Below are 21,577 nucleotides of genomic sequence, written 5' to 3'. Positions count from 1 at the left end.
CTGTCCGGGGATCGCGGTGTCCCATGACCGCAGATTGGAATGACGATGCGCAGCGCAGCAGCAACGACCGGCGAACTCACCTTGAGGACGCTTGCCATGCCGGGCGACGCCAATGCCGCCGGCGACATTTTCGGCGGCTGGGTCATGGCGCAGATGGACCTCGCCTGCGGCATCCGCGCCGCCGAACGCGCCCGCGGTCGCGTCGTGACAGCCGCCGTGCAGGAAATGGCCTTCGCCATGCCGGTCAAGATCGGCGACACGCTCTGCGTCTATACCGACATCACCAGGGTCGGACGCACCTCGATGACGCTTGCCGTCGAGGTCTGGGCGCAGCGCTACCTCACCCACACCATGGAAAAGGTGACCGCGGCAACCTTCGTCATGGTGGCACTCGACCACGAGGGAAAGCCGACGCCGGTTCCGGCGGAATAGGCAGCGACCCGCCGTCGAGCGCGCCCCCGATCAGGCGCGAAAGATCAGCGCCGCGCCGCCGGCGATCAGCGCAAAACCGAGGAAATGGTTGATCGTCAGCGATTCCTTCAGCCAGAAGACCGAGAACCCGGAAAATACCAGCAGTGTGATGACCTCCTGGATCGTCTTCAGCTGGGCCGCCGAGTAGGCCTGCGAACCGATCCGGTTGGCGGGCACCGCCAGGCAATATTCGAAGAAGGCGATCCCCCAACTGACCAGAATTGCCACGAAGATCGCCGAACCCTTGAACTTGAGGTGACCGTACCAGGCGAAGGTCATGAACACGTTGGAAAGCGCCAGCATTATGATCGGCCAGACGGCGGCGGGACTGAAGGTCGGCATGAGCATTCCTTGGCATTGATGATGGGGACGTCGGCCCTGCGCGGCGATGGACGATCGGGCGGCGTCGATAGCGAATCCGCTGCCGATCGTCAAATCATGCCGCAAGAGCCGAGTCGCGTCCAATTGGCCTGCATCGCGACACCCCTGCGACGCAGGGACAATGCAACCCAAAGTGCGCAAGATTGGCCACCAAAAGGAAGGCGCGTTCGCCCGCCCCGATGGCGTTAAATGAATTTTATCAGAATCATGCGAGCATGCAGACTAGGGATCACATCCGTTTTTCCGAAAAAGCGATTTTCAATCGGATATTGCAATTGATTCAGCAAGCAATTCCCCCAGCCACCGAATTGCTGTCCGCCACGAGACGGGCACAGGCGACCCACATCGTCAGCGGGTTACGCTCCACGCTGTCCTTCAACATTGCCATCTCGTTGTCTGCCGCCCTGATTGTCTTGCTCGGCAACGGTCTGTCGCTGCCCATCGCCGTGTGGCTGTCGGCAACCGTACTCTCAGCGGTCTATCGCGCCCTGTCGGTCCACCGGCTGGTGCGTTTCAACTATCTGGAGACCGACCCCGACTATGCGCTGCGCTTCATGTCGGGCGGCGCGCTGCTGTCCGGTCTGATCTGGGCCTCGCTCCCGTTCTGCATTCCGGATTTCAACGCTGCGGGCAAGGATGCCACCATCAGCCTGATCATGGTCGGAATCTCCGCCGGTTCCATGATTCGTGGCATCGGCTACTCGCAAATGTCGATGGCCTTTGCCCTGCCGATCCTCCTGTCGATCGTCGTCTGGCTGTCCTATCTGGGCGGCTCCTCGGCCGTGATCATGGCGCTCGACGTTCTGGGCCTGATGGTCGTGATGGTGCAGAGCAATCTCACCGCCGAGCGCGTGTTCGTCAGCAACGAGATCGCCAAGCTGGAAGCGACCACGCTCGCGGAATCCCTTGAAATCGCCAATGAGGACATCCAGCAGAAAAACTCCCGGCTCGAGGTCCTGGCCAATCGTGACACGATCACCGGGCTTGCCAACCGCATGCATTTCAACGGTCGTCTTCTTGGCGACATCGCGAAGGCGAAAACCATCGGCGGCGAAGTCGCGCTGCTGCTGATCGACCTGGACCGCTTCAAGCAGATCAACGACACGCTCGGCCACAGCGCCGGCGATGCGCTGCTGCGCGCGGTGGGAGAGCGTCTCAGCGCAACGGTCCGCGACGACGGTCTGATCGCCCGCCTGGGTGGAGACGAATTCGCCGTCATCGTGTCCGGCCCGAACGCCAGATGGCGTTGCCGCGATCATGCGGAGTCGCTGTTGCAAGCAAGCCTCGCGCCCATCGCCTTCGGTGGCAGCCAGTCGGTCATCGCGCTCAGCATGGGTCTGGCGACCTTTCCCGACCATGCCACAAGCGCCGACGAACTGCTCGCATCGGCCGACATGGCGCTCTACGATGCCAAGGGCAAGGGCCGCCGGCAGATCCGCGAATTCGATCCGGGCCTCAAGGCGCTCGCCGATCGGCAGCGTCTGGTCGAGCAGGATCTCGAAGCCGCCATTCACGGCGGCGCCGTCGAGACATGGTTCCAGCCGCAGGTCGATCTCGAATCCGGAGCCATTGCCGGCTTCGAGGCGCTCGTACGCTGGCACCACCCGCAACTCGGTTTCGTGTCTCCGCCCGAGATCGTCGCCGCCGCGCAATCGCTGCATCTGGCCGAGTCATTGACCGCCCATGTCGCCGCCGCCGTTTGCCGCCTGCTCAGCCGCCTTCCCGCGCTCGACCTGGCGGAGGTCACCGTCGCGCTCAACGTCTCGCCGCGCGAATTTGCCCTCTATTCCGTCGCCGACATGCTGGAACTCGTGACCTCGCAGCACGGAATCAATCCGGCCCGGCTGGAGATCGAGATCACCGAAGAGGCGATCCTCGACACCGAGGGCGCGGGCTATCAGTTGAAGCGGCTGGAGAATGCCGGCTACAAGCTGGCCGTCGACGATTTCGGCATGGGCCACTCGTCGCTCGCCTATCTGATCAGCCTGAAGGTCGACCGGCTGAAAATCGACCGCAGCTTCGCCAAGGGCGTGGCGGATTCGCGCGCCAACCAGGACCTGATCGCCGCCCTCGTCGGCCTCGGCAACGCTCTCAAGCTCGACATCGTCGTCGAGGGCGTCGAGACCGAACAGGACGCCGCCGTGCTCGAGTCCCTCGGCTGCCGAATCGCCCAGGGCTACCATTTCGCCCGGCCGATGCCGGTCGAGAGCCTGGTCGCCTGGATCGCACGCCGCGGCGAGGCCAAGGACAACCGCAGGGCCGTCGCCTGAGCCGCTTTCCCGTTATATCCGGCTGACCAGTCGCGCGGTCGCCAGCAACGTCATCAGATCCGCTATCATCGGCTGCACATGGCGCTCGAAGTCGAGCGGCACGCCGATCGGCGGCAGCTCGAAGAAGTCCTTTTTTGTCGGCACCAGCAGGAAGCCGTCCTTATGGCGAACGGCAATGCGGACCACGCCTTCTGGCCAGACATCGGACAGATAGTCGAGGGCCTTTGCCATCGCCGCGACGCGCGGCATGGCGGACTGCGGATCGTCTGAGCGGAACTCATGGCTCGCATCGATGCCATCGTCGCCACTCTTGATCTCGGTCAGACGCCCGTCGTCGAACAGGCCGCGGATCGCCTTGGCCAATCGCCCCGGTCTCCTTGCCGCCAGCAGCGTGCCGGGAAAGCCGTTCTCCTGCTGGAAGGCGACGATCACGCCGTCGAAGGTCACTTCGCGCTTGCTGCCGCTGCCGACCGAAAGCTCCGTCTCGCACAGGGTGAACGCGAATCCTTCATGGGTGCCCGACAGCAGGTCGCGATGACGGCTGTCGGTCCGGCGCAGGAATTCGTTGCCGGGCATCCTCTCCAGAAAACGCGAGGAGCCGTTACTGCTGTAGCGGAGATCGTCGACGAAGCCGAAGAGCGACGGCAGAAGTCGGTCGCGCAAGGTCTGGCGAAAGCCGTCGCGCGCGGCGATCGCCCGATCGTAGAGGAAGTAGCCGCTGAACAGGATGGCGACGCAGGCAAGGCCGAACATCCGGCCGTAGCCTCCGACAACGAGCGGCCAGCAGATCGCGGCGGAGACCAGCGCCCATCCGGCGAAATAGGCCGCCAGCCGCATCTGCGCCTGACGCGCCACCCGCGGCCGTTCCGCATTGTAGCCGTCGATCTCGGCCCTGATGCGCGCCAGCGCGTCGGGTCCGGGCATCAGCCTGTCCAACGCGGTTTCCGCCATGCAAGCCTCCCGCTCCGCCGGCCTCCATCCTGCTGCCATATGCCGGCCATGCATCCTAGCATCGACCGTGCCTGCGGCAAGGCGCCCGACGCAACGAAGGCGCCCGGTAGCAGCGCGGCCGTTGTGGGCACGGCGCAAGCCCCGCGCACCTCCCGTTCGTCCCCCTGACAGTTTCCGTCAGCAGGACGACAGCAGTTGCTTTTTTGTTCTCGTTTTCGGTTGGCGCCCCTTTCCTTTCGCACTGACTCTCGCCATATTCGCCGCATGGCCAAGACACCGAAAAATCCCGCCGCCCCCTCAGGTTTCGAGGAGGCTCCCCAGGCATCGTTCGAAGGCGCGCCCCTGTCCGGGACGCCCTTCGAGAGAAGCGAGAAGGATCGGCGAGTCCCGGCGAGCGAATTGTCCGGCTCCGTCTCCGACTGGGTGAAACAGCTCGAGGCGGAGGCCGAGGCGTCGACCGTCGAGAGCCAGCGCGAGCTCGCCTCCAAGGCCGGCAAGCACCGCAAGAAGATCGAGATCGAGGCGCGCAAGCATTCCGAGCAGGTTGCACTTGCCAGGACGGTCGCCAAGACCGGGTCCAAGACAGCGGAGAGCGGAAAGGCGGTCGGCCCGAGCGCCAGCCGCAGTTCGCGCGGCACCTCGATGGGCGGCTCCTCCGATCCCAAGACCCGTGCGGCCGCCGGCCTCAATCCCGTCGCCGGCATGGACGTGTCGCTGGAGGACGCCGACACGCTGGCGCCCGGTGCCGTCACCGCCACCGTCGAGGCGCTGTCCTCGCTGATCGAGAGCGGCAATCCGCTGTTCAAGGACGGCAAGATCTGGACACCGCACCGCCCGGCCCGGCCGGACAAGTCCGAGGGCGGCATTCCGATCCGCATGGTCTCCGACTACCAGCCGGCCGGCGACCAGCCGACGGCGATCAAGGACCTGGTCGAGGGTCTGGCCAATGACGACCGCACCCAGGTGCTGCTCGGCGTCACCGGCTCCGGCAAGACCTTCACCATGGCCAAGGTGATCGAGGCCACCCAGCGCCCGGCCGTCATCCTCGCGCCGAACAAGACGCTGGCCGCCCAGCTCTATTCGGAGTTCAAGAACTTCTTCCCCGACAATGCGGTGGAATATTTCGTCTCCTATTACGACTACTACCAGCCGGAAGCCTATGTGCCGCGCTCCGACACCTTCATCGAGAAGGAATCGTCGATCAACGAACAGATCGACCGCATGCGCCACGCTGCCACCCGCGCCATCCTCGAGCGCGACGACTGCATCATCGTCGCCTCCGTCTCGTGCATCTACGGTATCGGCTCGGTCGAGACCTATACCGCCATGACCTTCCAGATGACGGTCGGCGACCGGCTCGACCAGCGCCAGCTGCTCGCCGACCTCGTCGCCCAGCAGTACAAGCGGCAGGACATCAACTTCGTCCGCGGCTCCTTCCGTGTCCGCGGCGACACCATCGAGATCTTCCCCGCCCACCTTGAGGATGCCGCCTGGCGCATCTCGATGTTCGGCGACGAGATCGACGCGATCACCGAATTCGATCCCCTGACCGGCCACAAGACCGGCGAGATGAAGTCGGTGAAGATCTACGCCAATTCGCACTATGTCACACCGCGGCCGACGCTGAACGGCGCCATCAAGTCGATCAAGGAGGAGTTGAAGGTCCGCCTCGCCGAGCTGGAAAAGGGCGGCCGCCTGCTCGAAGCCCAGCGCCTCGAACAGCGCACCCGCTACGACGTCGAGATGCTGGAGGCCACCGGCTCCTGCGCCGGCATCGAGAACTATTCGCGCTACCTCACCGGCCGGCGCCCCGGCGAGCCGCCGCCGACGCTGTTCGAATACATTCCCGACAATGCCCTGCTGTTCATCGACGAGAGCCACGTCTCCGTCTCCCAGATCGGCGGCATGTACCGGGGCGACTTCCGCCGCAAGGCGACGCTGGCCGAATACGGCTTCCGCCTGCCCTCCTGCCTCGACAACCGCCCGCTGCGCTTCGAGGAATGGGATGCCATGCGGCCGCAGACGGTGGCGGTTTCGGCGACGCCCGGCAACTGGGAGATGGAACAGGCCGGCGGCGTGTTCGCCGAACAGGTCATCCGCCCGACCGGCCTGATCGACCCGCCGGTCGAGATCCGCCCGGCCAAGAGCCAGGTCGACGACGTGCTCGGCGAAATCCGCGAGACGGCGCTGAAGGGCTACCGCACGCTGGTCACCGTGCTCACCAAGCGCATGGCGGAAGACCTCACCGAATACCTGCACGAGCAGGGTATTCGCGTGCGCTATATGCACTCGGACATCGACACGCTGGAGCGCATCGAGATCATCCGCGACCTCAGGCTCGGCGCCTTCGACGTGCTGGTCGGCATCAACCTCTTGCGCGAGGGCCTCGACATTCCCGAATGCGCCTTCGTCGCCATCCTCGACGCCGACAAGGAAGGCTTTTTGCGCTCGGAGACGTCGCTCATCCAGACCATCGGTCGCGCGGCGCGCAATGTCGACGGCAAGGTCATCCTCTATGCCGACCAGGTCACCGGCTCGATGCAGCGCGCCATGGACGAGACGTCGCGCCGCCGCGAGAAGCAGACCGCCTACAATATCGAGCACGGCATCACGCCGGAATCGGTCAAGGCGCATATTTCCGACATCCTCGATTCGGTCTACGAGCGCGACCATGTGCGCGCCGACATTTCCGGCGTCGCCGGCAAGGGCTTTGCCGATGGCGGCCATCTGGTCGGCGGCAATCTCCAGGCCCACCTGAACGCGCTGGAAAAGCAGATGCGCGACGCCGCCGCCGACCTCGACTTCGAGGCCGCCGCCCGCGTGCGCGACGAGATCAAGCGCCTCAAGGCCGTAGAACTGGCCGCCATGGACGACCCGATGGCCAAGGACGAGGCACGGCAACTGGAACGCGGTGGCGAACCCCGCATCTCGCTCTCCGGCCGCTCCAAGACCGGCCGGCCGCGGGATACCCACCTCCCCCTTGAGGGGGGAGGTCGCGCGGAACGCGCGGGTGGGGGTGATCCTTCCACCGCCGCTCACCCCACCCCGGACCTGCGGTCCGACCCTCCCTCTCAAGGGGAGGGTGACGGCGCAGCGCCCTCCTACTTCGCCAAGCCGACGCTCGACGACATGGGCCCGGGCACCGACATGCCGACGCCGGCATCCAGGAGCCTGTTCCGCCAGAACAGCCTCGACGAAATGACGGTGGGCCGCACGGAGAAGCCGGTTACGGGCAAGGTGCCGGAAAAGCCGCCCGAAGACGTCCGTCCGCTGGTGCGCGGCAAGGCCGGCGCCGGCTCCTACGAGGATCCGGGCGACCAGAAACGCAAGACCCGCACCAAGGGCAAGACCGGCCGGCCGGGGCAATGAGCTTGGCCGCCCCCAGACCGAATGTCGTCAATGCAATCCTCGCGCTGGCCTTGGCGGACCTGCTGCTCTACGGGTTTGCGGAAATCTACATGAACATCGTTTCGATCAGCCATGGTCGCGGCCTTGGGTTCGATGATGACTGGTGGCTCATGCTTGGCATCGTCTTTCCGATCCTGCTCGCTCCAGCCCTCATCGCCGGCCTGATCGCCCATGCCCTGCTGGCCAGACGACTGACCAGACGCGGCCTGCATATCCTGGAAATCCTCGTCGGCGGCCTTACCAGCGGCGGTTTCCTGACCTTTGTGGCGATCGCAGACACCTACTTTTCCCCACCCGGCCTTGAGCCGCTCTACGCCGCCATCGGCTTTGCCGTCGGCGCCCTCTGGGGTGCCATCTATGTCGGACTTCTGCCCAACCGGCCCGCGCCTTCGCCATGAGCCCTCTCCCTTCCAGCGCCCGCCCTGCCGTCATCCTCGGGCTTGACCCGAGGACCCACCGCCGCCCAACTGTCGGGCTCCAACTCATCCTCCGCGCCAAACCGGGCGCCGGCGCCTACGAGGATCCGGGCGACCAGAAACGCAAGACCCGCACCAAGGGCAAGACCGGCCGGCCCGGCCGCTGATGTCCGACATCGGCGGAATCTTCTCCCCGCTCGACCTTGCGCTGATCGTGCTGATCGCCGGGGCGCCCGGCCTGGTGCTGGGCGCGCTCGGCGGCGCCCTCCTGTGCCGCGACCGCCGCCGGCGCGGCGCGCTGGCCGGGGCCGCCGCCGGTTTTGCCCTCGTCCTTGCCGGCTGGTGGATCACCCTGACGCTCACGCCCTGACCGGTCGTCGCCGCAGCTCGCTCGTGCTCCCGGCCGGCTCCGCTTCGCGACGCACCACCCCGTACCCTCCGGCCACACGGCCCTGCCCCCAATTTCCCTGCCCAAGCCGGACCTTTTTCGGTCCAAGCGCCAAAATCCCGCCGCTTCGCCCGCCCCGGGCCACGCGCCGTTCACGCTGATCGGCTATGCTGGCGCCCGCAACATCCGGCCCGCCCAAGGAGCACGCCCATGAAAACCCTCGCCACCGCGGCCTTCGCCGCCCTTCTCATGACCACCGCCGCCCAGGCCGGCGAACTGTCCTTCCCGTCCGACGCGCCGATCGCCTCGATCACCGTGCCGGACAGCTGGACGCTGGACGAAACCGACACCGGCGCCGAGGTCACCTCGCCGGATGAGGCGATCTACTTCTTCATCGACGTGGCCGACGCCAAGACCACCGACGCGGTGATCGACGACGCCGCCGACTTCCTCACCGAAAACGGCGTCACCGTCGACCCGGCCAGCCTCAAGCAGTCGACCGACAAGCTGAACGGCATGGACATGGTCAATCTCGACTGGGACGGCACCGACAAGGACGGCCCGGTCTCGATCGGCATGTCGATCGTCTCGCCCAACCCGGAAAAGCTGCTGGTCATCACCTACTGGGGCACCAAGGGCGAACAGGAAAAGCACGCCACCGACCTGGTGGCGATCATCAACTCGCTGAAGCCGGTCAAGTAGGCCTGGCCACAAACGCGACACCCTCCTCTCCCCTTGTGGGAGAGGATAGTTCGCCCCAAGAGGCGAAGCCGATTGGCGAGGCGAACTTGGTGAGGGGGTCTTTTCCATGGCTACCAGAACCACCCCCTCACCAACAAAATCTAACACTTAGCCTTCAGCTAAGCTGTTGATTTTGTAACCTCTCCCACAAGGGGAGAGGTGGAGGTTGCCGGTGGGCACGACGGGCTCCCTCCCCCTTGTGGGGAGGGTTGGGGAGGGGAAAGCCACAACCGCGACGTCCTCCTTTCCCCTTGTGGGCTCCGAAGCGGTGGCCGAAGGCCAGAAATCGACAAGGTCGATTTCAGCGTACGGACGCCCGAGCGCGGCGCCGCGCGAGGGCGATGGAGCCCCAAGAGGCGAAGCCGATTGGCTGGGCGAACTTGGTGAGGGGGTGCGGCTACCCCAACACACCCCCTCCGCGAAAAATATTGATTGCATCAGAGAAGGGGCGACCACCGCCTCGAGTTGGCGGCTACGTCAGGTTACAGTACCGCTTTGCCAATCATCTCGAACAAAGGCTCAAATAGAGCAAATTCCGCATCCTTCGCCCTCTTAATTCTGGCAACTGCCAGTTTCTTGTCTGTAATCTCGATATGCACTTTTACCAAGTGGGCGGCGTCTACGAGGCCGACTACCTTCACCAGTTGGTCCACTTTCTTCTGAGGTAAGGTACCGGTGGAACTCGAAAACTTGTATTTAATTATGTCGCGACCAATGACGTCTGGCTCAAACATCTGTTCTATAGCCACTGGTCTTCCCGCCAGTTCGAAGTAGGGATCATCCCACTCTAGCTCAGGAAGAATAACCGCGAAAACATTCCCGCCAATTTTTCTTTTTGCGTCCAGATATCCTTCGAACTGCCTGAACCCTTTCAATGCATCAAAGGACTGGGCGCCACCCCTATCACGATCGAACAGCGCGACCCTCTTAAATTTCTCTCTCGCCGGTATATTTTCAATGAGAGATTTTAAGCTTGTATGCCCTCCACCACCACCATCACTACTTTCGCAACAAAACACATCATAAAATTCTTCATCGCCCAGTATACGTTTTTGCGCCTCTTTTAGTATTGCAACGTCTGTTATACCCTCTGTAACAATAACGGGTCGATCCAAGCGCGATAGGCGGTCATTGTTTTCCTTTAAAATTCTAAGTTCCTCGAACAAAATTTCGCTCTTTTTTGCAATAAGACGCGCGACCCCCAAGGTACCATCGGCCTTCTCCATATCCTCTAACTTGGAGACCGACGATATAAACTTCCCATTATCGTCAACCTTCTCAACGAAATATTTCTGGGAATCCTCACTATCGGTCCCGTAAAATGCTGGAGAATGACTAGTGATAAATATCTGATTTTTCTCAGAAAATTCGTTGACAAATTGCTCTGCCAACTCAAAAGCGTTGGACAGCTCTAATGAATTTTCCGGTTCCTCGTAGGCCCAAATATTGCTCTTACCGTTATTCTCCGAGATATACTCAATTATGTGAGGAATATGCCGCGCCTGTATCCCGTCGCCTCGTCTGTTCAGCGGAACAAAATATTCTCCGACTTGTGTCGAAAAGCTCAAGCGCTCAAATATGTCGAGAAAATTTGTCGGGATGTTAATTCTACTATCTACACCAGTGGCGGAACGTATTCGATTAGACATACTACCGACAGCACCATTTATAGTCTGTGACAAAAATTGGGCTGGAGCAACAAGGTCAAGATCTTCTTTTGCAGACAAAATCTCATAAAGTTGTCGAAGATAATAAGAATAAATGTCCTGCGTTTTCACTGCGGGGACATAATGAAAGCGAATTTTGTTGAGGAACTTTGTTAAAGATGATTGGTTTTCTACGTCTGATGTCAATTCAGGATATTCAGCATATCTATTCCACACCTTCTTAACGAAAAACTTTTCCGGAAGCGTTTTCCATTCTTCGTAGTTTAGAAAGGTGATCTTTATCCAAATTGTTAAACGCCCCTTCGCGTCACGGGCCTCGTCCTGCCTAAGATATGTCACATCATCCAAAAAAGAGAAGCTCTCGAAGTCTGAGATTTCATTGTTAAAAAAGAGATTCAAAGCCCTTAGGATGTTACTTTTGCCGCTGTCGTTTGACCCAACTAGTACGTTGTAATCTTTTACTGACTTCAACTTCACTTGATATATGGAGCGGAAATAGTTGATTTCCACAGAATCTATGATGCGCATGAATCCCCCCTCACCGCACTCGAATTACCTAATACAACCCAGCGGAGTGGCGTAACAAGATTCGTCGAAACTGGATACGCCATTTATTGCAAGTCGCTTGAAATGGTCGTTGGACTGGATCGTACCTCTCGAACCGCGCCAAAAGTGGGGATTGCTGTCAAAATTCCCCCAACAAAATCAACACCCCTCCCCCCGCCATTTCCCCGCCCTCTCCGCCCGCGCTTACACTCTCCCCGTCCCGCCCTCGGATACACCGGGTGTGCGTGCCCGGCGAGGTGGGATCGGCGCTGAGGGGTTCGGGCGATCGCAGGCCCGGTCCTTCGGGGTCCGCGGAAAATGGTCCCCCCCTGGCGACGTGGGGGCAAGGTTTTTGGGCTTTGGACGGCCCAAGACCTTGCCGGCCCTGACAGCGCGCCGGGAGCGCCTGTGTGGCGTGGCATGGTGGTAAGACCGGGTTGTCGAGGGTGTGCGGGCGTCCGCCGGTGAAAAGCCGGGCCCCGCCTTAAAAAATCCGCGACAAGGGCCGGCGCCGCAGAGAGGCCGAAGTCGCGGGCAAAAACCGCCGAACGGGGCGCTGAAAGGTGCCACATAAACTAATCTTACGAGGCAGCTTGCAGCGCCCCGTCCGTCCCGGCTTGCCGGGAGAATGAAGAAGGCCCGAGGAACCGGAGGGCGAGAGGTCCGGCCGGGGAAAACCCGTGCCCGCCGTTGCGGGCGCACAACGAGGAGCCGGCCGCGCAGCGAGAGCCGGCAGGGCCCGGCAAAGGAGAGAGCCCATGAACGAAGCCGTCGAACTGCCAGACCCCGAAATACCTGACATCGACGATGACATCCGGGAGTCGCTGATGGCACGCACGGCGGAGCTGCTCGGCGTGCCGGTGCGCGCCTGTTCGGTCCGGGCCTGCTGGCGCAGCGGCGCCTGTCTCTACGTCGACGACACGTCCCCCAGCCGTCCCTTGTGCCTGCACCAGTTGACCGATGCCGAGCGGGCCGGCTTCGACGCGCTCGATGTGCGGGTGCGGGCGGCCTTCTTCATCCTGCTGCTGGAGGCCGAGCCCCTGCCCTCGCCCGATCCGGAGACACGCGAGCTGCAGGATGCCGCCCTGGAGATCGCCGCCACGGTGCTGTGCGATCATCCGGCCAACCGGCCGGTGGTGCGCCGGTGGATCCGGCGCCGGCGCGACAGACTGCCGGCGCTGCTGGAGGGCGACGCGCTCGATGCCTATCGCGCCGCGGTCGACAGCGTGCCGCGCGAGAAACTCAAGGGACTGCCCTGGATGCTCTAAGGGCGCGTGGCCAGAACGATGCGCCGCCCCGGCCCGCCTCTATTCCGCCGCTTCGGCCTCGGCCTTTCGCGGCGCGACCGCCTCCAGCTCGTAGGAATAGCCTTCGAGCATGGCATAGGCCCGCTCGATCGCGGCGATCTGGGTTTCGGCGGCGCGGATGGCGTCGGTGATCGACTGGGTGCGGGCGCGCAGCATGGAACCCAGCACATCGGCCTCCGGCCGGCGGCCGATGCGGTCGGCATGCTGGCGCACCCTGGTCCGGTGGCGCTCCAGCTCGAGAATGTGGAAGCGGGCCTTCAAAAGGTCGTCGGTCAGCTTGCGGCGCAGGCCCGCCACGGGATCGAAGCTGCCGGGCTCGCGCTCGTCGAGGATCATCTCGTTGACCAGCGTTTCGAGCATCATCAGACCTTTCAGGTCGGTGGCGTCGGCGAGCTGCGGGTCGTAGCCGGTGTCGTCATAGACCTTGCGGCGCACCGGGTCCTTCAGCAGCTCGTAAGAAGCGGTGAGCGCGGCGAAACGGTCGAGATCGCCGCCGGCGTCCGGGTGGGCGCTCTTGGCCACCTTGCGATAGGCGGCCTTGACCGCCGCCTCGTCGGCGTCGCGCTCCAGTCCGAGCAGTTGGTAGGGATCGATCACGGCGGCACCTGTCCTCGGCATGTCATCATTGGCCCCCGCAAGGTTCCTAAAGCCTCGCGGGTCCCGCTTCAAGTCGCAAGCCGGCTTGTCCAAAGAATGACGAAGGCCGGCCATCGCACGCGGGATAGGCAAAGGCGGCCGGGTGCGGGTCGTCGTGCCGCGGCGCACCCGCGCCGTCCCGCGCCGCACCCCTCAAATCTTAATGGATTCAGCTGGTTGCCAATTTACCGCTACGATGTCGCCGATGTTAGCCTCTTGCCTTTTACCGAAAAAGGCCTTAGCAATGGCGTCGTTCGGGCACTAATGATCCCGGAGACTGGACCGACTGTATGACCGCCCGGAGCGGTCCTGGGGGCTTCCTCCCGCTGGTAGACGTTCTTTCCCCGTTATCGCGACTTCCGACTAGCCCGTCACACCGAAGGGCAATATCGCCCCCTCTTCCGGCCTGCCGGGCGTGGGGAAACCAACGACACAAGGGACAAGGAACTCTCCCATGGCCACCAAAGGCACCGTAAAATTCTTCAACCAGGACAAGGGCTTCGGCTTCATCACCCCGGAAGGCGGCGCGAAGGACGTTTTCGTTCACATCTCCGCTCTCCAGGCTTCGGGCATCCAGACCCTGAAGGACGGCCAGCAGGTTTCGTTCGACACCGAGCCGGACCGCATGGGCAAGGGCCCGAAGGCCGTCAACATCCAGGCTTTCTGAGCCTGTTCGCCCAAAGGCGATGATCTTATCGAACGGCGTCCCTCGGGGCGCCGTTTTTCGTTGCGCCGCCGGCGGACGGGCTGACTCACGGGGAATTGCCTGCCCCATGGGGAGGCGCGACGCCGGGAAAGGCCGTGCAGGCGACAAGGTTGCGTAGAAAAAATGTCCCCGCGGGGCGAAGGCGGGAGAGAATGGCTTCGTCGCGGATGGCCGGGGTTTTGGTTTCGGCGTCGGACGTCGGCCCCTCAGCTGTGTTTCTGAGGGCCAGATCCTCGGAGCTCAACGCCCTGCCCCTGCGGGCTGCAGCCCCCGGTGGCGCCTCAGACCGCCGCCGCCTGCCGGGTCTCGGGTGAAACCTTCGGCCCGCCGGCAATGTCGACGGCGGCAAAGGCCTCGGCGATGAGCTCCGGCCCGGCCGAGGGCTTGGTCGCGTCCGACAGGATCTGCCGGTAGCGCCTGGCCCCGGCAAAGCCCTGGAACAGGCCGATCATGTGGCGGGTGACATGGTTGAGCCGCCCGCCGGACGCGATGACGCGGTCGGCATAGGCGATCATCGCGTCGCGCACCCCGTCCCAGTCCGGTGCGCGGGCCGGCTCGCCATAGATCCTTTCGTCCACCTCGGTCAAAAGCGTGGCATTGTGATAGCTGGCCCGGCCGAACATGACCCCGTCCATCACGGCCAGATGGCCGAGCGCCTTGTCGAGCGTGTCGATGCCGCCGTTGATGCCGAGGAAGACCTTCGGGTTCTCCCGCTTCATCCGGTAAACGAGCTCGTAGTCGAGCGGCGGGATGTCGCGGTTTTCCTTCGGCGACAGGCCCTGCAGCCAGGCCTTGCGCGCATGGATCCAGATCGCATCGGCGCCGGCGGCCACCATGCGGGCGAGGAAATCCGGCAGCACCGCCTCCGGCGCCTGGTCGTCCACGCCGATCCGGCACTTGACCGTCACCGGCACGGTCGCGACCTTTTTCATCGCCGCGACACAGGCCGCCACTGTCTCCGGCTCGCGCATCAGGCAAGCGCCGAAGGTTCCCGACTGCACCCGGTCGGATGGGCAGCCGACATTGAGGTTGATCTCGTCATAGCCGAAATCCGCCGCGATCCGCACCGCCTCGGCAAGCTTTGCCGGGTCCGACCCGCCAAGCTGCAGCGCCACCGGATGCTCCTGCGGCGAAAAAGCGAGCAGCCGGTCGCGGTTGCCGTGCAGGATCGCGTCGGCCACCACCATCTCGGTATAGAGCAGCGCGCGGGTGCTCAGGCGCCGGTGGAAGAACCGGCAATGCCGGTCCGTCCAGTCGATCATCGGGGCAACGGCGAAGATCTTGTGCCGCGCCGCATATTCGCCTGCCATGCTGACCAAGCCGATCTCCGTGCCTGAGAGGAAAGACGGGCATCCGGGCGCCCGCGTCGCTGCTTCTGCAAACCCACATAGGCTTGCACCTCGCGGGGAAATAGCCGAGGCGGGCGAAGAATACAAATGCTTGCTGCACAATGCTGCCCGGGGGACCACCGGGCAGGCCGGCCGCGGCAGTGTGCAAGAAAGCAGCGGCGCGCACGCTGAGCCAAACCAGAGCCAGACCGGACATGCGGCAGCCCCGCATCGGACGGGATCGCGTCATGAGGAGCAGAGGTCGTCCGACCTCCGGCAAAGCGGTGGCGGATCAGGCTCGGGTCGAAGCCAGCTGCGACAGCCGGCGACTGAGATCGGCCGCCAGCGCCCTTGCATGACGCCCGACCATGATCGACTGATGATTACCGGGAACATCCACCCACTCCGCATCCGGCAGGATCCGGTCCCAAATGCGTTTTGGGTCGCAATCGACCGGCGAGCCGCCTTCGGTGCGGTAGAATACCAGCGGCGCTCGGAAGCGCTCCGGGCGATAGAGGCCCTTCATGCGCAGGAGCTGGCACGCGGCCCGGCCATAGGCCGGCGGATAGCCGCCCACCCATTGCGGCACCAGCGTCGGGTAATCCTCACCGCGCGGATCGCGAAAGCGGAAGGACAATCGGCGCAGCCTCTGGCGCCAGCCGCCGGGTCGTGGTCCCGGCCCCGGCTCGTCGGGCTCGCCGCAGGCTGCCTCGGCGCTCCGCGGCGCCTTTGCCCGCCGCCCCGAAACGAAGCGTCCGGCAACAAAGGACAGCCAGGCCCGCAGCGGCCAGGCATGCTCGCTCTGCGGACTGTCGATCAGCCCGAGAAAATCGCAGGCCACGCCGCAGGCATCGAGCGCCCGGGCAAGCTCAAGCGCAACGATGCCGCCGAAGGAATAGCCGACCAGCCGGTATGACGGGACAAGACCGGAGGCCCGCAGGGCGGAAAGACAGGCGGCAACCTCGTCGGCCACTTCGGCGGGCTGCGCGGCCGGCCGGTCGAAGGCACTGAGCGCCATGCCGTAGACTGCACCCTCGAAGGACAGGGCGTTGACGAAATCCTTCATTTCGAGAAAGCAGCTGACGCCGCCGGCAAAGACCACGAGGCTCCCGGCCCCTGTGCCGCCCTTGATTTCGATCAGTTTCGGAATCGCGCGGAACGACCCGTCCGCCATGGCGCCGGCAAGCGCCGGAACCGTCGGCCAGAGATAGAAGCTATTGACGTCGAGTTCGATGCCCGTCGCCTGCCAGACCGCATCGATGAAGCGCAGTGCGCGATTGATGTTGAAGGCGTCGATGAGCTGCGTCTGCGGGCCGACCTGCTTGCGCAGCACTTTGGTGGCCAGATCAACGAGCAGCGCCTCGAACCGCAGCGCATCCGCCGGCGGCGCGGGCTCATGCTCCAGTCGGTTTTCGCTCGCCAATGCCAAAGGCACACCCCTTTTCGCGGCGGCAGCATTGCAGAACTCTCTTTCATATCGGTTAAGCTCAGACCGCCAATGCTGCCGGCCCGCAAAGCGCCGACCAAGCGGAATGGTCGGCCACAGGAGCTTACTGGGGCCGACGCCCCGCGTGAATAAGGAAGGCGCGCCTTCAGCAACCATTGCAGGCCCTGCGTCGTTGATCCTAGAGTCCGACCAAGCTTCAAGGAGACTGATCATGGAAACCTATCGCGGTGGCTGCCTGTGCGGCAATGTCCGCCTAGTCGCAACGGGGCGGCCCTACCGGGTCGGCCTCTGCCACTGCCTCGACTGTCGCAAGCATCACGGCGCGCTGTTCCACGCCTCGGCGATCTTTCCCGAGGATGCGGTGACGGTCGAGGGCGAGACGCGCGACTATGCCGGGCGATTCTTCTGCCCGCGCTGCGGTTCGCCCGTCTTCGGCCGCAGCGGCGACGAAATCGAGGTGAACCTCGGATCGCTGGATGCGCCGGACCAGCTGGTGCCGACCTACGAACTCTGGACCGTCCGCCGCGAGTCCTGGCTGCCGCCCTTTCCGCTCAAGTGGCACTACGAGCACAATCGCGATGGGACGAGCCGCTTCGAGGATTAGGGATACAGGGCGCCGGCGTCGCTGATCCCAAGGGCGTTGTTGCGGCAAGGCGGAACGGTCGCCGTCCTGGCCGAAACCGGACGCCCCCCCCTCACAGCAGCCCGAGTTCCGCCAGTTCGCGCTTCAGATCTTCCGGCATGTCCTCGAGATTGGCGCCCGAGGCGTTGAGGTCTCTGGGGGCGGAGTCGGGCTCGAGGTAGCGCCAGCCCTGGAAGGGGCGGCGGGGGGCGGGAGCGGTTTCGATCACTTCGGGGCCGAGCACCAGTTCGCAGCGGGAAATGCCGTCGGCGCCGGTGAAGGTCTTGATGTCGAGCAGTTTCTGGCGGGCGGCGACCTGGCCCTTGATCACCCAGTAGAGCGATCCGCCATCGAGTAGCTCGTCCATGCGCTTGGGCACCATGCGCGTCACATGGCCCGACTGCGGCTCGAGGCCCGCCGCAACTGCGACCAGCGCGCGCTCGGCCACCCATTCGCGAAGATCGTCGAGGCTGTCGGCGCCGACGCAGAGCTTGATCATGTGCAGTGTCATGGCACCGGTGATAATCCGCTCACCGCCGGCGTCAAGGGCAAAGCGGTTCGCCGACAGCCGCCCTCAGCATTCCACAACGTTGACGGCAAGGCCGCCGAGCGAGGTTTCCTTGTATTTCTCGCTCATGTCGTTGCCGGTCTGGCGCATGGTCTCGATGCAGGCGTCGAGCGGCACGAAATGCTCGCCGTCACCCTTCAGCGCCAGTGAAGCCGCGGTCACGGCCTTGACGGCGCCCAGCGCATTGCGCTCGATGCAGGGCACCTGGACTAGGCCGGCGACCGGGTCGCAGGTCATGCCGAGATGGTGCTCCAGGGCGATTTCGGCGGCATTCTCGATCTGCTCCGGGCTGCCGCCCATTACGGCTGCCAGCCCCGCCGCCGCCATGGCGGAGGCCGAGCCCACCTCGCCCTGACAGCCGACTTCGGCGCCGGAGATCGAGGCGTTGTGCTTGATGATGCCGCCGATGGCGGCGGCCGTGAGTAGATAGTCGCGAATGCCGTCCTGGTCGGCATCGGGATGGAAATGCAGGTAATAGCGGATGGTCGCCGGCACGACGCCGGCCGCGCCGTTGGTCGGCGCGGTGACGACGCGGCCGCCCGCGGCATTCTCCTCGTTGACCGCCATGGCATAGACCGAGAGCCAGTCATTGGCGAGCAGCGGGTTCTGCCGGTTGGAGCGCCATTCCTCCTGCAGCTGGTCGTGAATCGAGCGGGCGCGGCGGCGCACGTTCAAGCCGCCCGGCAGGCGCCCGTCCTGTTTCAGGCCTCGGTCGATGCAGCCGGTCATGGCGTCCCAGATGCGGTCGAGGCCGGCATTCAGCGCCTCGCGGTCCATGACCGCTTCTTCGTTGGCCCGCTTCATCTGGGCGATCGTCAGGCCGGAGCGGCGCGCCATGGCGAGCATTTCCCTGGCCGAGGCAAAGGGATAGGGCACCTTGTGGCTGGAGGCCGCCTTCTTGGCCTTCTGCATGGCGAGAAGCTCGGTGTCGGTGACGACGAAGCCGCCGCCGATCGAATAGTAGATCGTCGTCAAGAGCACACGCCCGTCCTTGTCGAGGGCGGAGAGCCGCATGCCGTTGGCATGGCCCGAAAGCGGCACCTTCTTGTCGAAGACGAGGTCTTCCTTCGGGTTGAAATGATAGGCCGGATGGCCGGGCGGCGCGACCTTGTGGCTGCGATCGACCTCGTCGACGATGGCGTCCATCCTGTCGGGGTCGATCCTGTCCGGCGCCTCGCCGGTCAGGCCGATGATCACCGCCCTGCCCGTCCCATGGCCGATGCCGGTATAGGCGAGCGAGCCGTGCAGGCTGGCTTTCAGCGCCGCCACCTGGGCGCCGTGCGGCCGCGGCCAGCTGTCGGAGGCTATCAGGTCGAGGAAACGATTGGCGGCCGTCATCGGCCCCATCGTATGGGAACTCGAGGGGCCTACCCCGATCTTGAACACATCGAAAACCGAAAGGAACATGCCGACTCCGCCTTGCTCGGGCTCACTTGCCACAGGCTAGAATAACATGAATGGCGAATGCGGCGACGGACCGACATCCATTTTCACCGCCGCGACATGGGACACCCCCCCAAAACGACAACAGCGCGGGTCGAAAAACCCGCGCTGCCCGAAACCGAATTGAAAAAACCGGTTCAGATACTGCCAAAAAGATAAGCCAGGCACAAAATGCCGGCAAATCCTACCAATGCCCGAAAAGTGACGTTCCAGCAGGATTTCTGGATGCTGTCTTCCATGAAGACTCCGTTTAAGCGTTGTTGGCAGAAAGCCGTCCCCCGACCGCTTTCGTGCGAAAGGATTTATTAAAATCCGCGGCCCTTCGCAACTGCAAAAAAGGCAAAAGAAAGGCACTCAACGCGCGACAGCCATGCACCTCACGCATGGATACACGAAATTTCAATGCCTTAGCCGCGAGTTCACGCCTGCCGGCGGCCTGCCGAATTGCCCCGTTTTAGACCAAGGTTTTGCAGTCTGGTTAATTCGCTTGTGGAGAAAGGGGCAAGTCCGCATAAAAAGGCAGCCCCCTGCTTCGGAGCCGCCATGACTGTTCTCGACTATTTCGCGCTTTGCCTGTTCGGCCTCCTGTGGTTCGCCTTTGCCTGGATCACCGGCCAGGGCCGCATATTCGCCCGCACCAGCCTGACCCAGGCCATGGCCGAGCGTCGGCGCCAATGGATCATGAATTCGCTCGGCCGCGACCTGAAGATGATCGACACGCAGATCCTGTCGGGCCTGCAGAACGGCACGGCCTTCTTCGCCTCGACGTCGATCCTGGCGATCGGCGGCTGCTTTGCCCTTCTCGGCCAGACGGAACAGGTCGACACCGTTCTCAAGGACCTGCCTTTTGTCATGCCGGGCGGGCGCACCACCTTCGAGCTCAAGGTCTTCGTGCTGACCGCCATCTTCGGCTATTCCTTCTTCAAATTCGGCTGGTCCTACCGGCTGTTCAACTACTGTACGATCCTGTTCGGCGCGCTGCCGATGGCCGACGAGGCGCGGCGGGATCCGGAGGCCGCGGCGCGCGCCGCCGAACTGACGATCCGCATGAACATCATCGCCGCCAGCCACTTCAATGCGGGACTTCGCGCCCTGTTCATGTCGATCGGCTATCTCGGCTGGTTTGCCAGCCCCTACCTGTTCATGGCGACCTCGGTCACCGTCTTCATCGTCCTCCTGCGCCGGCAGTTCTTCTCCGAAGCGCGCCTGGCGCTGATCGAATCGCCGCCGTCCTCGCCATGAAACGGTCACGTTTGCGCGGTCTGGCAGGGGCGCAGAACGAGACGGCAAGACGGAAGGAACGCGCGTGACCGCTGATCTTGAAAAGAGCGAGACATTGGCAGCGGCACCCCGGCGGATCGAAGCGCTCGATGCGGCGCGCGGCCTCGCCCTCATCGCCATGGCGACCTATCACTTCACCTGGGATTTCGAGTTCTTCGGCTATCTGGAGCCGGGCACGGCGACCCATGGCTGGCTGAAGATCTATGCCCGGGGTATCGCCTCGAGCTTTCTTTTCCTCGCCGGATTCAGCCTGGTGCTGGCGCACTATCCGGCCCTCCGCGCCAGATCCTTCGCCAAGCGGCTGGCGGTCATCGTCGCTGCGGCGCTCGCCATCACCGTCGCGACCGCAATCGCCGTGCCGGAGGGCATGATCTTCTTCGGCATCCTGCATGCGATTGCCGCCGGAAGCCTGATCGGGCTTGCCTTCGTGCGCCTGCCGCCGCTCGTCACGCTGGCTGCGGCCGCAGCCGCGATCGCCCTGCCCAACCTCTATCGCTCGGAGATTTTCGACGCGCCGGCGCTGCTGTTTGTCGGGCTGTCGCAGCACCTGCCGCGCTCGAACGACTATGTGCCGTTGCTGCCCTGGATAGGCGCGCTGCTGATCGGCATCGCCGTGGCGCGGGTGGCGCTGTCGCGCGGCTGGCTGCAGGGCCTGGCGCGGCTGCCGGGGGGATCCGCATGGCTGCGGCTGGCGGGACGCCACAGCCTGATCGTCTATCTTCTGCACCAGCCGGTGCTGATTGCCGTGGTCTATGTGATCTCGATCATAGCGCCGCCACAAAAACCTGATCCTATCCAGTCCTATCTGGCGAGTTGTGAAAACGCTTGCCTGGCCGAAGGCTCACCGGCGGAGATCTGCAACCGCTTCTGTGCCTGCACGCTCGACCGGCTGCAGCAGCAGTCGCTTCTCGCACCCCTCCAGTCTGGCGCAATCTTGCCGGACCAGGATGCGCGGATCGTAGAGCTTGCGCGTGAATGTTCGGCCACCAGTCAATGACAG

20 protein-coding genes are annotated in these 21,577 nt (G+C 63.7%); 12 read left to right on the top strand and 8 right to left on the bottom strand.

All coding sequences use genetic code 11. The features are described 5' to 3' along the window. Positions 1 to 45: 45 nt before the first annotated feature. Positions 46 to 432, top strand: a complete 387-nt coding sequence (locus tag L867_RS0101065) for an acyl-CoA thioesterase (protein ID WP_028735163.1) — start codon at positions 46 to 48, stop codon at positions 430 to 432. Between the two features lie 30 nt (positions 433 to 462). On the opposite strand, the gene L867_RS0101060 is transcribed toward L867_RS0101065, so the two are convergent. Further along, positions 463 to 813 carry a DMT family protein gene (locus L867_RS0101060; protein WP_028735162.1) on the bottom strand — a complete coding sequence of 117 codons (351 nt, stop codon included), beginning with the start codon at positions 811 to 813 and terminating at the stop codon, positions 463 to 465. A 314-nt stretch (positions 814 to 1,127) separates the two neighbouring features. On the opposite strand from L867_RS0101060, the gene L867_RS24270 reads away from it, so the two are divergent. After that, a complete protein-coding gene (locus tag L867_RS24270) occupies positions 1,128 to 3,122 on the top strand; it encodes a putative bifunctional diguanylate cyclase/phosphodiesterase (protein WP_169734055.1) in 1,995 nt (664 codons plus the stop codon). Positions 3,123 to 3,134: 12 nt separating this feature from the next. On the opposite strand, the gene L867_RS0101050 is transcribed toward L867_RS24270, so the two are convergent. Beyond that, positions 3,135 to 4,046 carry a hypothetical protein gene (locus L867_RS0101050; protein ID WP_156951547.1) on the bottom strand — a complete coding sequence of 304 codons (912 nt, stop codon included), beginning with the start codon at positions 4,044 to 4,046 and terminating at the stop codon, positions 3,135 to 3,137. Positions 4,047 to 4,337: 291 nt separating this feature from the next. On the opposite strand from L867_RS0101050, the gene uvrB reads away from it, so the two are divergent. The 5 genes from uvrB to L867_RS0101030 all read left to right on the top strand — a co-directional run bounded on the left by uvrB (position 4,338) and on the right by L867_RS0101030 (position 8,987). Then, complete coding sequence (uvrB, locus tag L867_RS0101045) at positions 4,338 to 7,442, top strand: excinuclease ABC subunit UvrB (protein ID WP_028735160.1); 3,105 nt, start codon at positions 4,338 to 4,340, stop codon at positions 7,440 to 7,442. Between the two features lie 2 nt (positions 7,443 to 7,444). Next, on the top strand, positions 7,445 to 7,879 hold the full coding sequence (locus tag L867_RS0101040) for a hypothetical protein (protein ID WP_037172279.1): 435 nt from the start codon (positions 7,445 to 7,447) through the stop codon (positions 7,877 to 7,879). Continuing rightward, positions 7,876 to 8,064 (top strand): hypothetical protein, encoded by a 189-nt coding sequence (locus L867_RS27240; protein ID WP_104368024.1) that lies wholly within the window; start codon positions 7,876 to 7,878, stop codon positions 8,062 to 8,064. The genes L867_RS0101040 and L867_RS27240 overlap by 4 nt, the downstream gene beginning before the upstream one ends. After that, on the top strand, positions 8,064 to 8,267 hold the full coding sequence (locus L867_RS0101035) for a hypothetical protein (protein ID WP_028735158.1): 204 nt from the start codon (positions 8,064 to 8,066) through the stop codon (positions 8,265 to 8,267). The genes L867_RS27240 and L867_RS0101035 overlap by 1 nt, the downstream gene beginning before the upstream one ends. Before the next feature lie 228 nt (positions 8,268 to 8,495). Continuing rightward, complete coding sequence (locus L867_RS0101030) at positions 8,496 to 8,987, top strand: hypothetical protein (RefSeq protein ID WP_028735157.1); 492 nt, start codon at positions 8,496 to 8,498, stop codon at positions 8,985 to 8,987. A gap of 521 nt (positions 8,988 to 9,508) precedes the next feature. Here the strand turns inward: L867_RS0101030 and L867_RS24265 are convergent. After that, positions 9,509 to 11,221 (bottom strand): ATP-dependent nuclease, encoded by a 1,713-nt coding sequence (locus L867_RS24265; protein ID WP_051438751.1) that lies wholly within the window; start codon positions 11,219 to 11,221, stop codon positions 9,509 to 9,511. A 776-nt stretch (positions 11,222 to 11,997) separates the two neighbouring features. On the opposite strand from L867_RS24265, the gene L867_RS0101020 reads away from it, so the two are divergent. Further along, positions 11,998 to 12,507: a hypothetical protein gene (locus L867_RS0101020; RefSeq protein ID WP_028735156.1), complete on the top strand. Its 510-nt coding sequence runs from the start codon at positions 11,998 to 12,000 to the stop codon at positions 12,505 to 12,507. A gap of 39 nt (positions 12,508 to 12,546) precedes the next feature. Here the strand turns inward: L867_RS0101020 and L867_RS0101015 are convergent, their stop codons facing one another. Beyond that, positions 12,547 to 13,164: a DnaJ domain-containing protein gene (locus tag L867_RS0101015; RefSeq protein WP_104368023.1), complete on the bottom strand. Its 618-nt coding sequence runs from the start codon at positions 13,162 to 13,164 to the stop codon at positions 12,547 to 12,549. Positions 13,165 to 13,636: 472 nt separating this feature from the next. Here L867_RS0101015 and L867_RS0101010 point away from each other — a divergent pair, with 472 nt between their 5' ends. After that, positions 13,637 to 13,849 (top strand): cold-shock protein, encoded by a 213-nt coding sequence (locus tag L867_RS0101010; RefSeq protein WP_028735154.1) that lies wholly within the window; start codon positions 13,637 to 13,639, stop codon positions 13,847 to 13,849. Positions 13,850 to 14,169: 320 nt separating this feature from the next. Here the strand turns inward: L867_RS0101010 and dusA are convergent, their stop codons facing one another. Both dusA and L867_RS0101000 read right to left on the bottom strand, forming a co-directional pair. Continuing rightward, complete coding sequence (dusA, locus tag L867_RS0101005; protein ID WP_028735153.1) at positions 14,170 to 15,198, bottom strand: tRNA dihydrouridine(20/20a) synthase DusA; 1,029 nt, start codon at positions 15,196 to 15,198, stop codon at positions 14,170 to 14,172. Between the two features lie 310 nt (positions 15,199 to 15,508). Further along, positions 15,509 to 16,645: a thioesterase domain-containing protein gene (locus L867_RS0101000; protein WP_169734054.1), complete on the bottom strand. Its 1,137-nt coding sequence runs from the start codon at positions 16,643 to 16,645 to the stop codon at positions 15,509 to 15,511. Between the two features lie 229 nt (positions 16,646 to 16,874). Between L867_RS0101000 and L867_RS0100995 the strand changes: the two genes are divergently transcribed. Then, positions 16,875 to 17,267 (top strand): GFA family protein, encoded by a 393-nt coding sequence (locus tag L867_RS0100995; RefSeq protein ID WP_028735151.1) that lies wholly within the window; start codon positions 16,875 to 16,877, stop codon positions 17,265 to 17,267. Positions 17,268 to 17,358: 91 nt separating this feature from the next. Here the strand turns inward: L867_RS0100995 and L867_RS0100990 are convergent, their stop codons facing one another. Together L867_RS0100990 and L867_RS0100985 are read right to left on the bottom strand one after the other, a co-directional pair. Continuing rightward, positions 17,359 to 17,796 carry a DUF1489 family protein gene (locus L867_RS0100990; RefSeq protein WP_028735150.1) on the bottom strand — a complete coding sequence of 146 codons (438 nt, stop codon included), beginning with the start codon at positions 17,794 to 17,796 and terminating at the stop codon, positions 17,359 to 17,361. Between the two features lie 63 nt (positions 17,797 to 17,859). Beyond that, positions 17,860 to 19,260 (bottom strand): L-serine ammonia-lyase, encoded by a 1,401-nt coding sequence (locus tag L867_RS0100985; protein WP_028735149.1) that lies wholly within the window; start codon positions 19,258 to 19,260, stop codon positions 17,860 to 17,862. Between the two features lie 579 nt (positions 19,261 to 19,839). On the opposite strand from L867_RS0100985, the gene L867_RS0100980 reads away from it, so the two are divergent. Both L867_RS0100980 and L867_RS0100975 read left to right on the top strand, forming a co-directional pair. Further along, complete coding sequence (locus L867_RS0100980; RefSeq protein ID WP_028735148.1) at positions 19,840 to 20,538, top strand: DUF599 domain-containing protein; 699 nt, start codon at positions 19,840 to 19,842, stop codon at positions 20,536 to 20,538. A 64-nt stretch (positions 20,539 to 20,602) separates the two neighbouring features. Next, complete coding sequence (locus tag L867_RS0100975; protein WP_051438750.1) at positions 20,603 to 21,574, top strand: DUF1624 domain-containing protein; 972 nt, start codon at positions 20,603 to 20,605, stop codon at positions 21,572 to 21,574. The last annotated feature ends 3 nt before the right edge of the window (positions 21,575 to 21,577 follow it).

Origin of the sequence: Paenirhizobium selenitireducens ATCC BAA-1503 (assembly GCF_000518785.1) — a bacterium.
GTDB classification, from domain to species: Bacteria; Pseudomonadota; Alphaproteobacteria; order Rhizobiales; family Rhizobiaceae; genus Allorhizobium; species Allorhizobium selenitireducens.
The sequence above is the reverse complement of the archived record's forward strand: the minus strand, read 5'-3'. Positions and strand labels throughout refer to the sequence as shown.

Bases quoted from the DNA above. Each gene is read 5' to 3' on its own strand.
- L867_RS0101020 (WP_028735156.1), top strand. From the start codon at position 11,998: ATGAACGAAGCCGTCGAACTGCCAGACCCCGAAATACCTGACATCGAC.
- L867_RS0100990 (WP_028735150.1), bottom strand. From the start codon at position 17,796: ATGACACTGCACATGATCAAGCTCTGCGTCGGCGCCGACAGCCTCGAC.
- L867_RS0100980 (WP_028735148.1), top strand. From the start codon at position 19,840: ATGACTGTTCTCGACTATTTCGCGCTTTGCCTGTTCGGCCTCCTGTGG.
- L867_RS0101030 (WP_028735157.1), top strand. From the start codon at position 8,496: ATGAAAACCCTCGCCACCGCGGCCTTCGCCGCCCTTCTCATGACCACC.
- L867_RS0100985 (WP_028735149.1), bottom strand. From the start codon at position 19,260: ATGTTCCTTTCGGTTTTCGATGTGTTCAAGATCGGGGTAGGCCCCTCG.
- L867_RS0101050 (WP_156951547.1), bottom strand. From the start codon at position 4,046: ATGCCCGGACCCGACGCGCTGGCGCGCATCAGGGCCGAGATCGACGGC.
- L867_RS0101010 (WP_028735154.1), top strand. From the start codon at position 13,637: ATGGCCACCAAAGGCACCGTAAAATTCTTCAACCAGGACAAGGGCTTC.
- dusA (WP_028735153.1), bottom strand. From the start codon at position 15,198: ATGGCAGGCGAATATGCGGCGCGGCACAAGATCTTCGCCGTTGCCCCG.
- L867_RS24265 (WP_051438751.1), bottom strand. From the start codon at position 11,221: ATGCGCATCATAGATTCTGTGGAAATCAACTATTTCCGCTCCATATAT.
- L867_RS0100995 (WP_028735151.1), top strand. From the start codon at position 16,875: ATGGAAACCTATCGCGGTGGCTGCCTGTGCGGCAATGTCCGCCTAGTC.
- L867_RS27240 (WP_104368024.1), top strand. From the start codon at position 7,876: ATGAGCCCTCTCCCTTCCAGCGCCCGCCCTGCCGTCATCCTCGGGCTT.
- L867_RS0101060 (WP_028735162.1), bottom strand. From the start codon at position 813: ATGCCGACCTTCAGTCCCGCCGCCGTCTGGCCGATCATAATGCTGGCG.
- L867_RS0101015 (WP_104368023.1), bottom strand. From the start codon at position 13,164: ATGCCGAGGACAGGTGCCGCCGTGATCGATCCCTACCAACTGCTCGGA.
- L867_RS0101035 (WP_028735158.1), top strand. From the start codon at position 8,064: ATGTCCGACATCGGCGGAATCTTCTCCCCGCTCGACCTTGCGCTGATC.
- uvrB (WP_028735160.1), top strand. From the start codon at position 4,338: ATGGCCAAGACACCGAAAAATCCCGCCGCCCCCTCAGGTTTCGAGGAG.
- L867_RS0101065 (WP_028735163.1), top strand. From the start codon at position 46: ATGCGCAGCGCAGCAGCAACGACCGGCGAACTCACCTTGAGGACGCTT.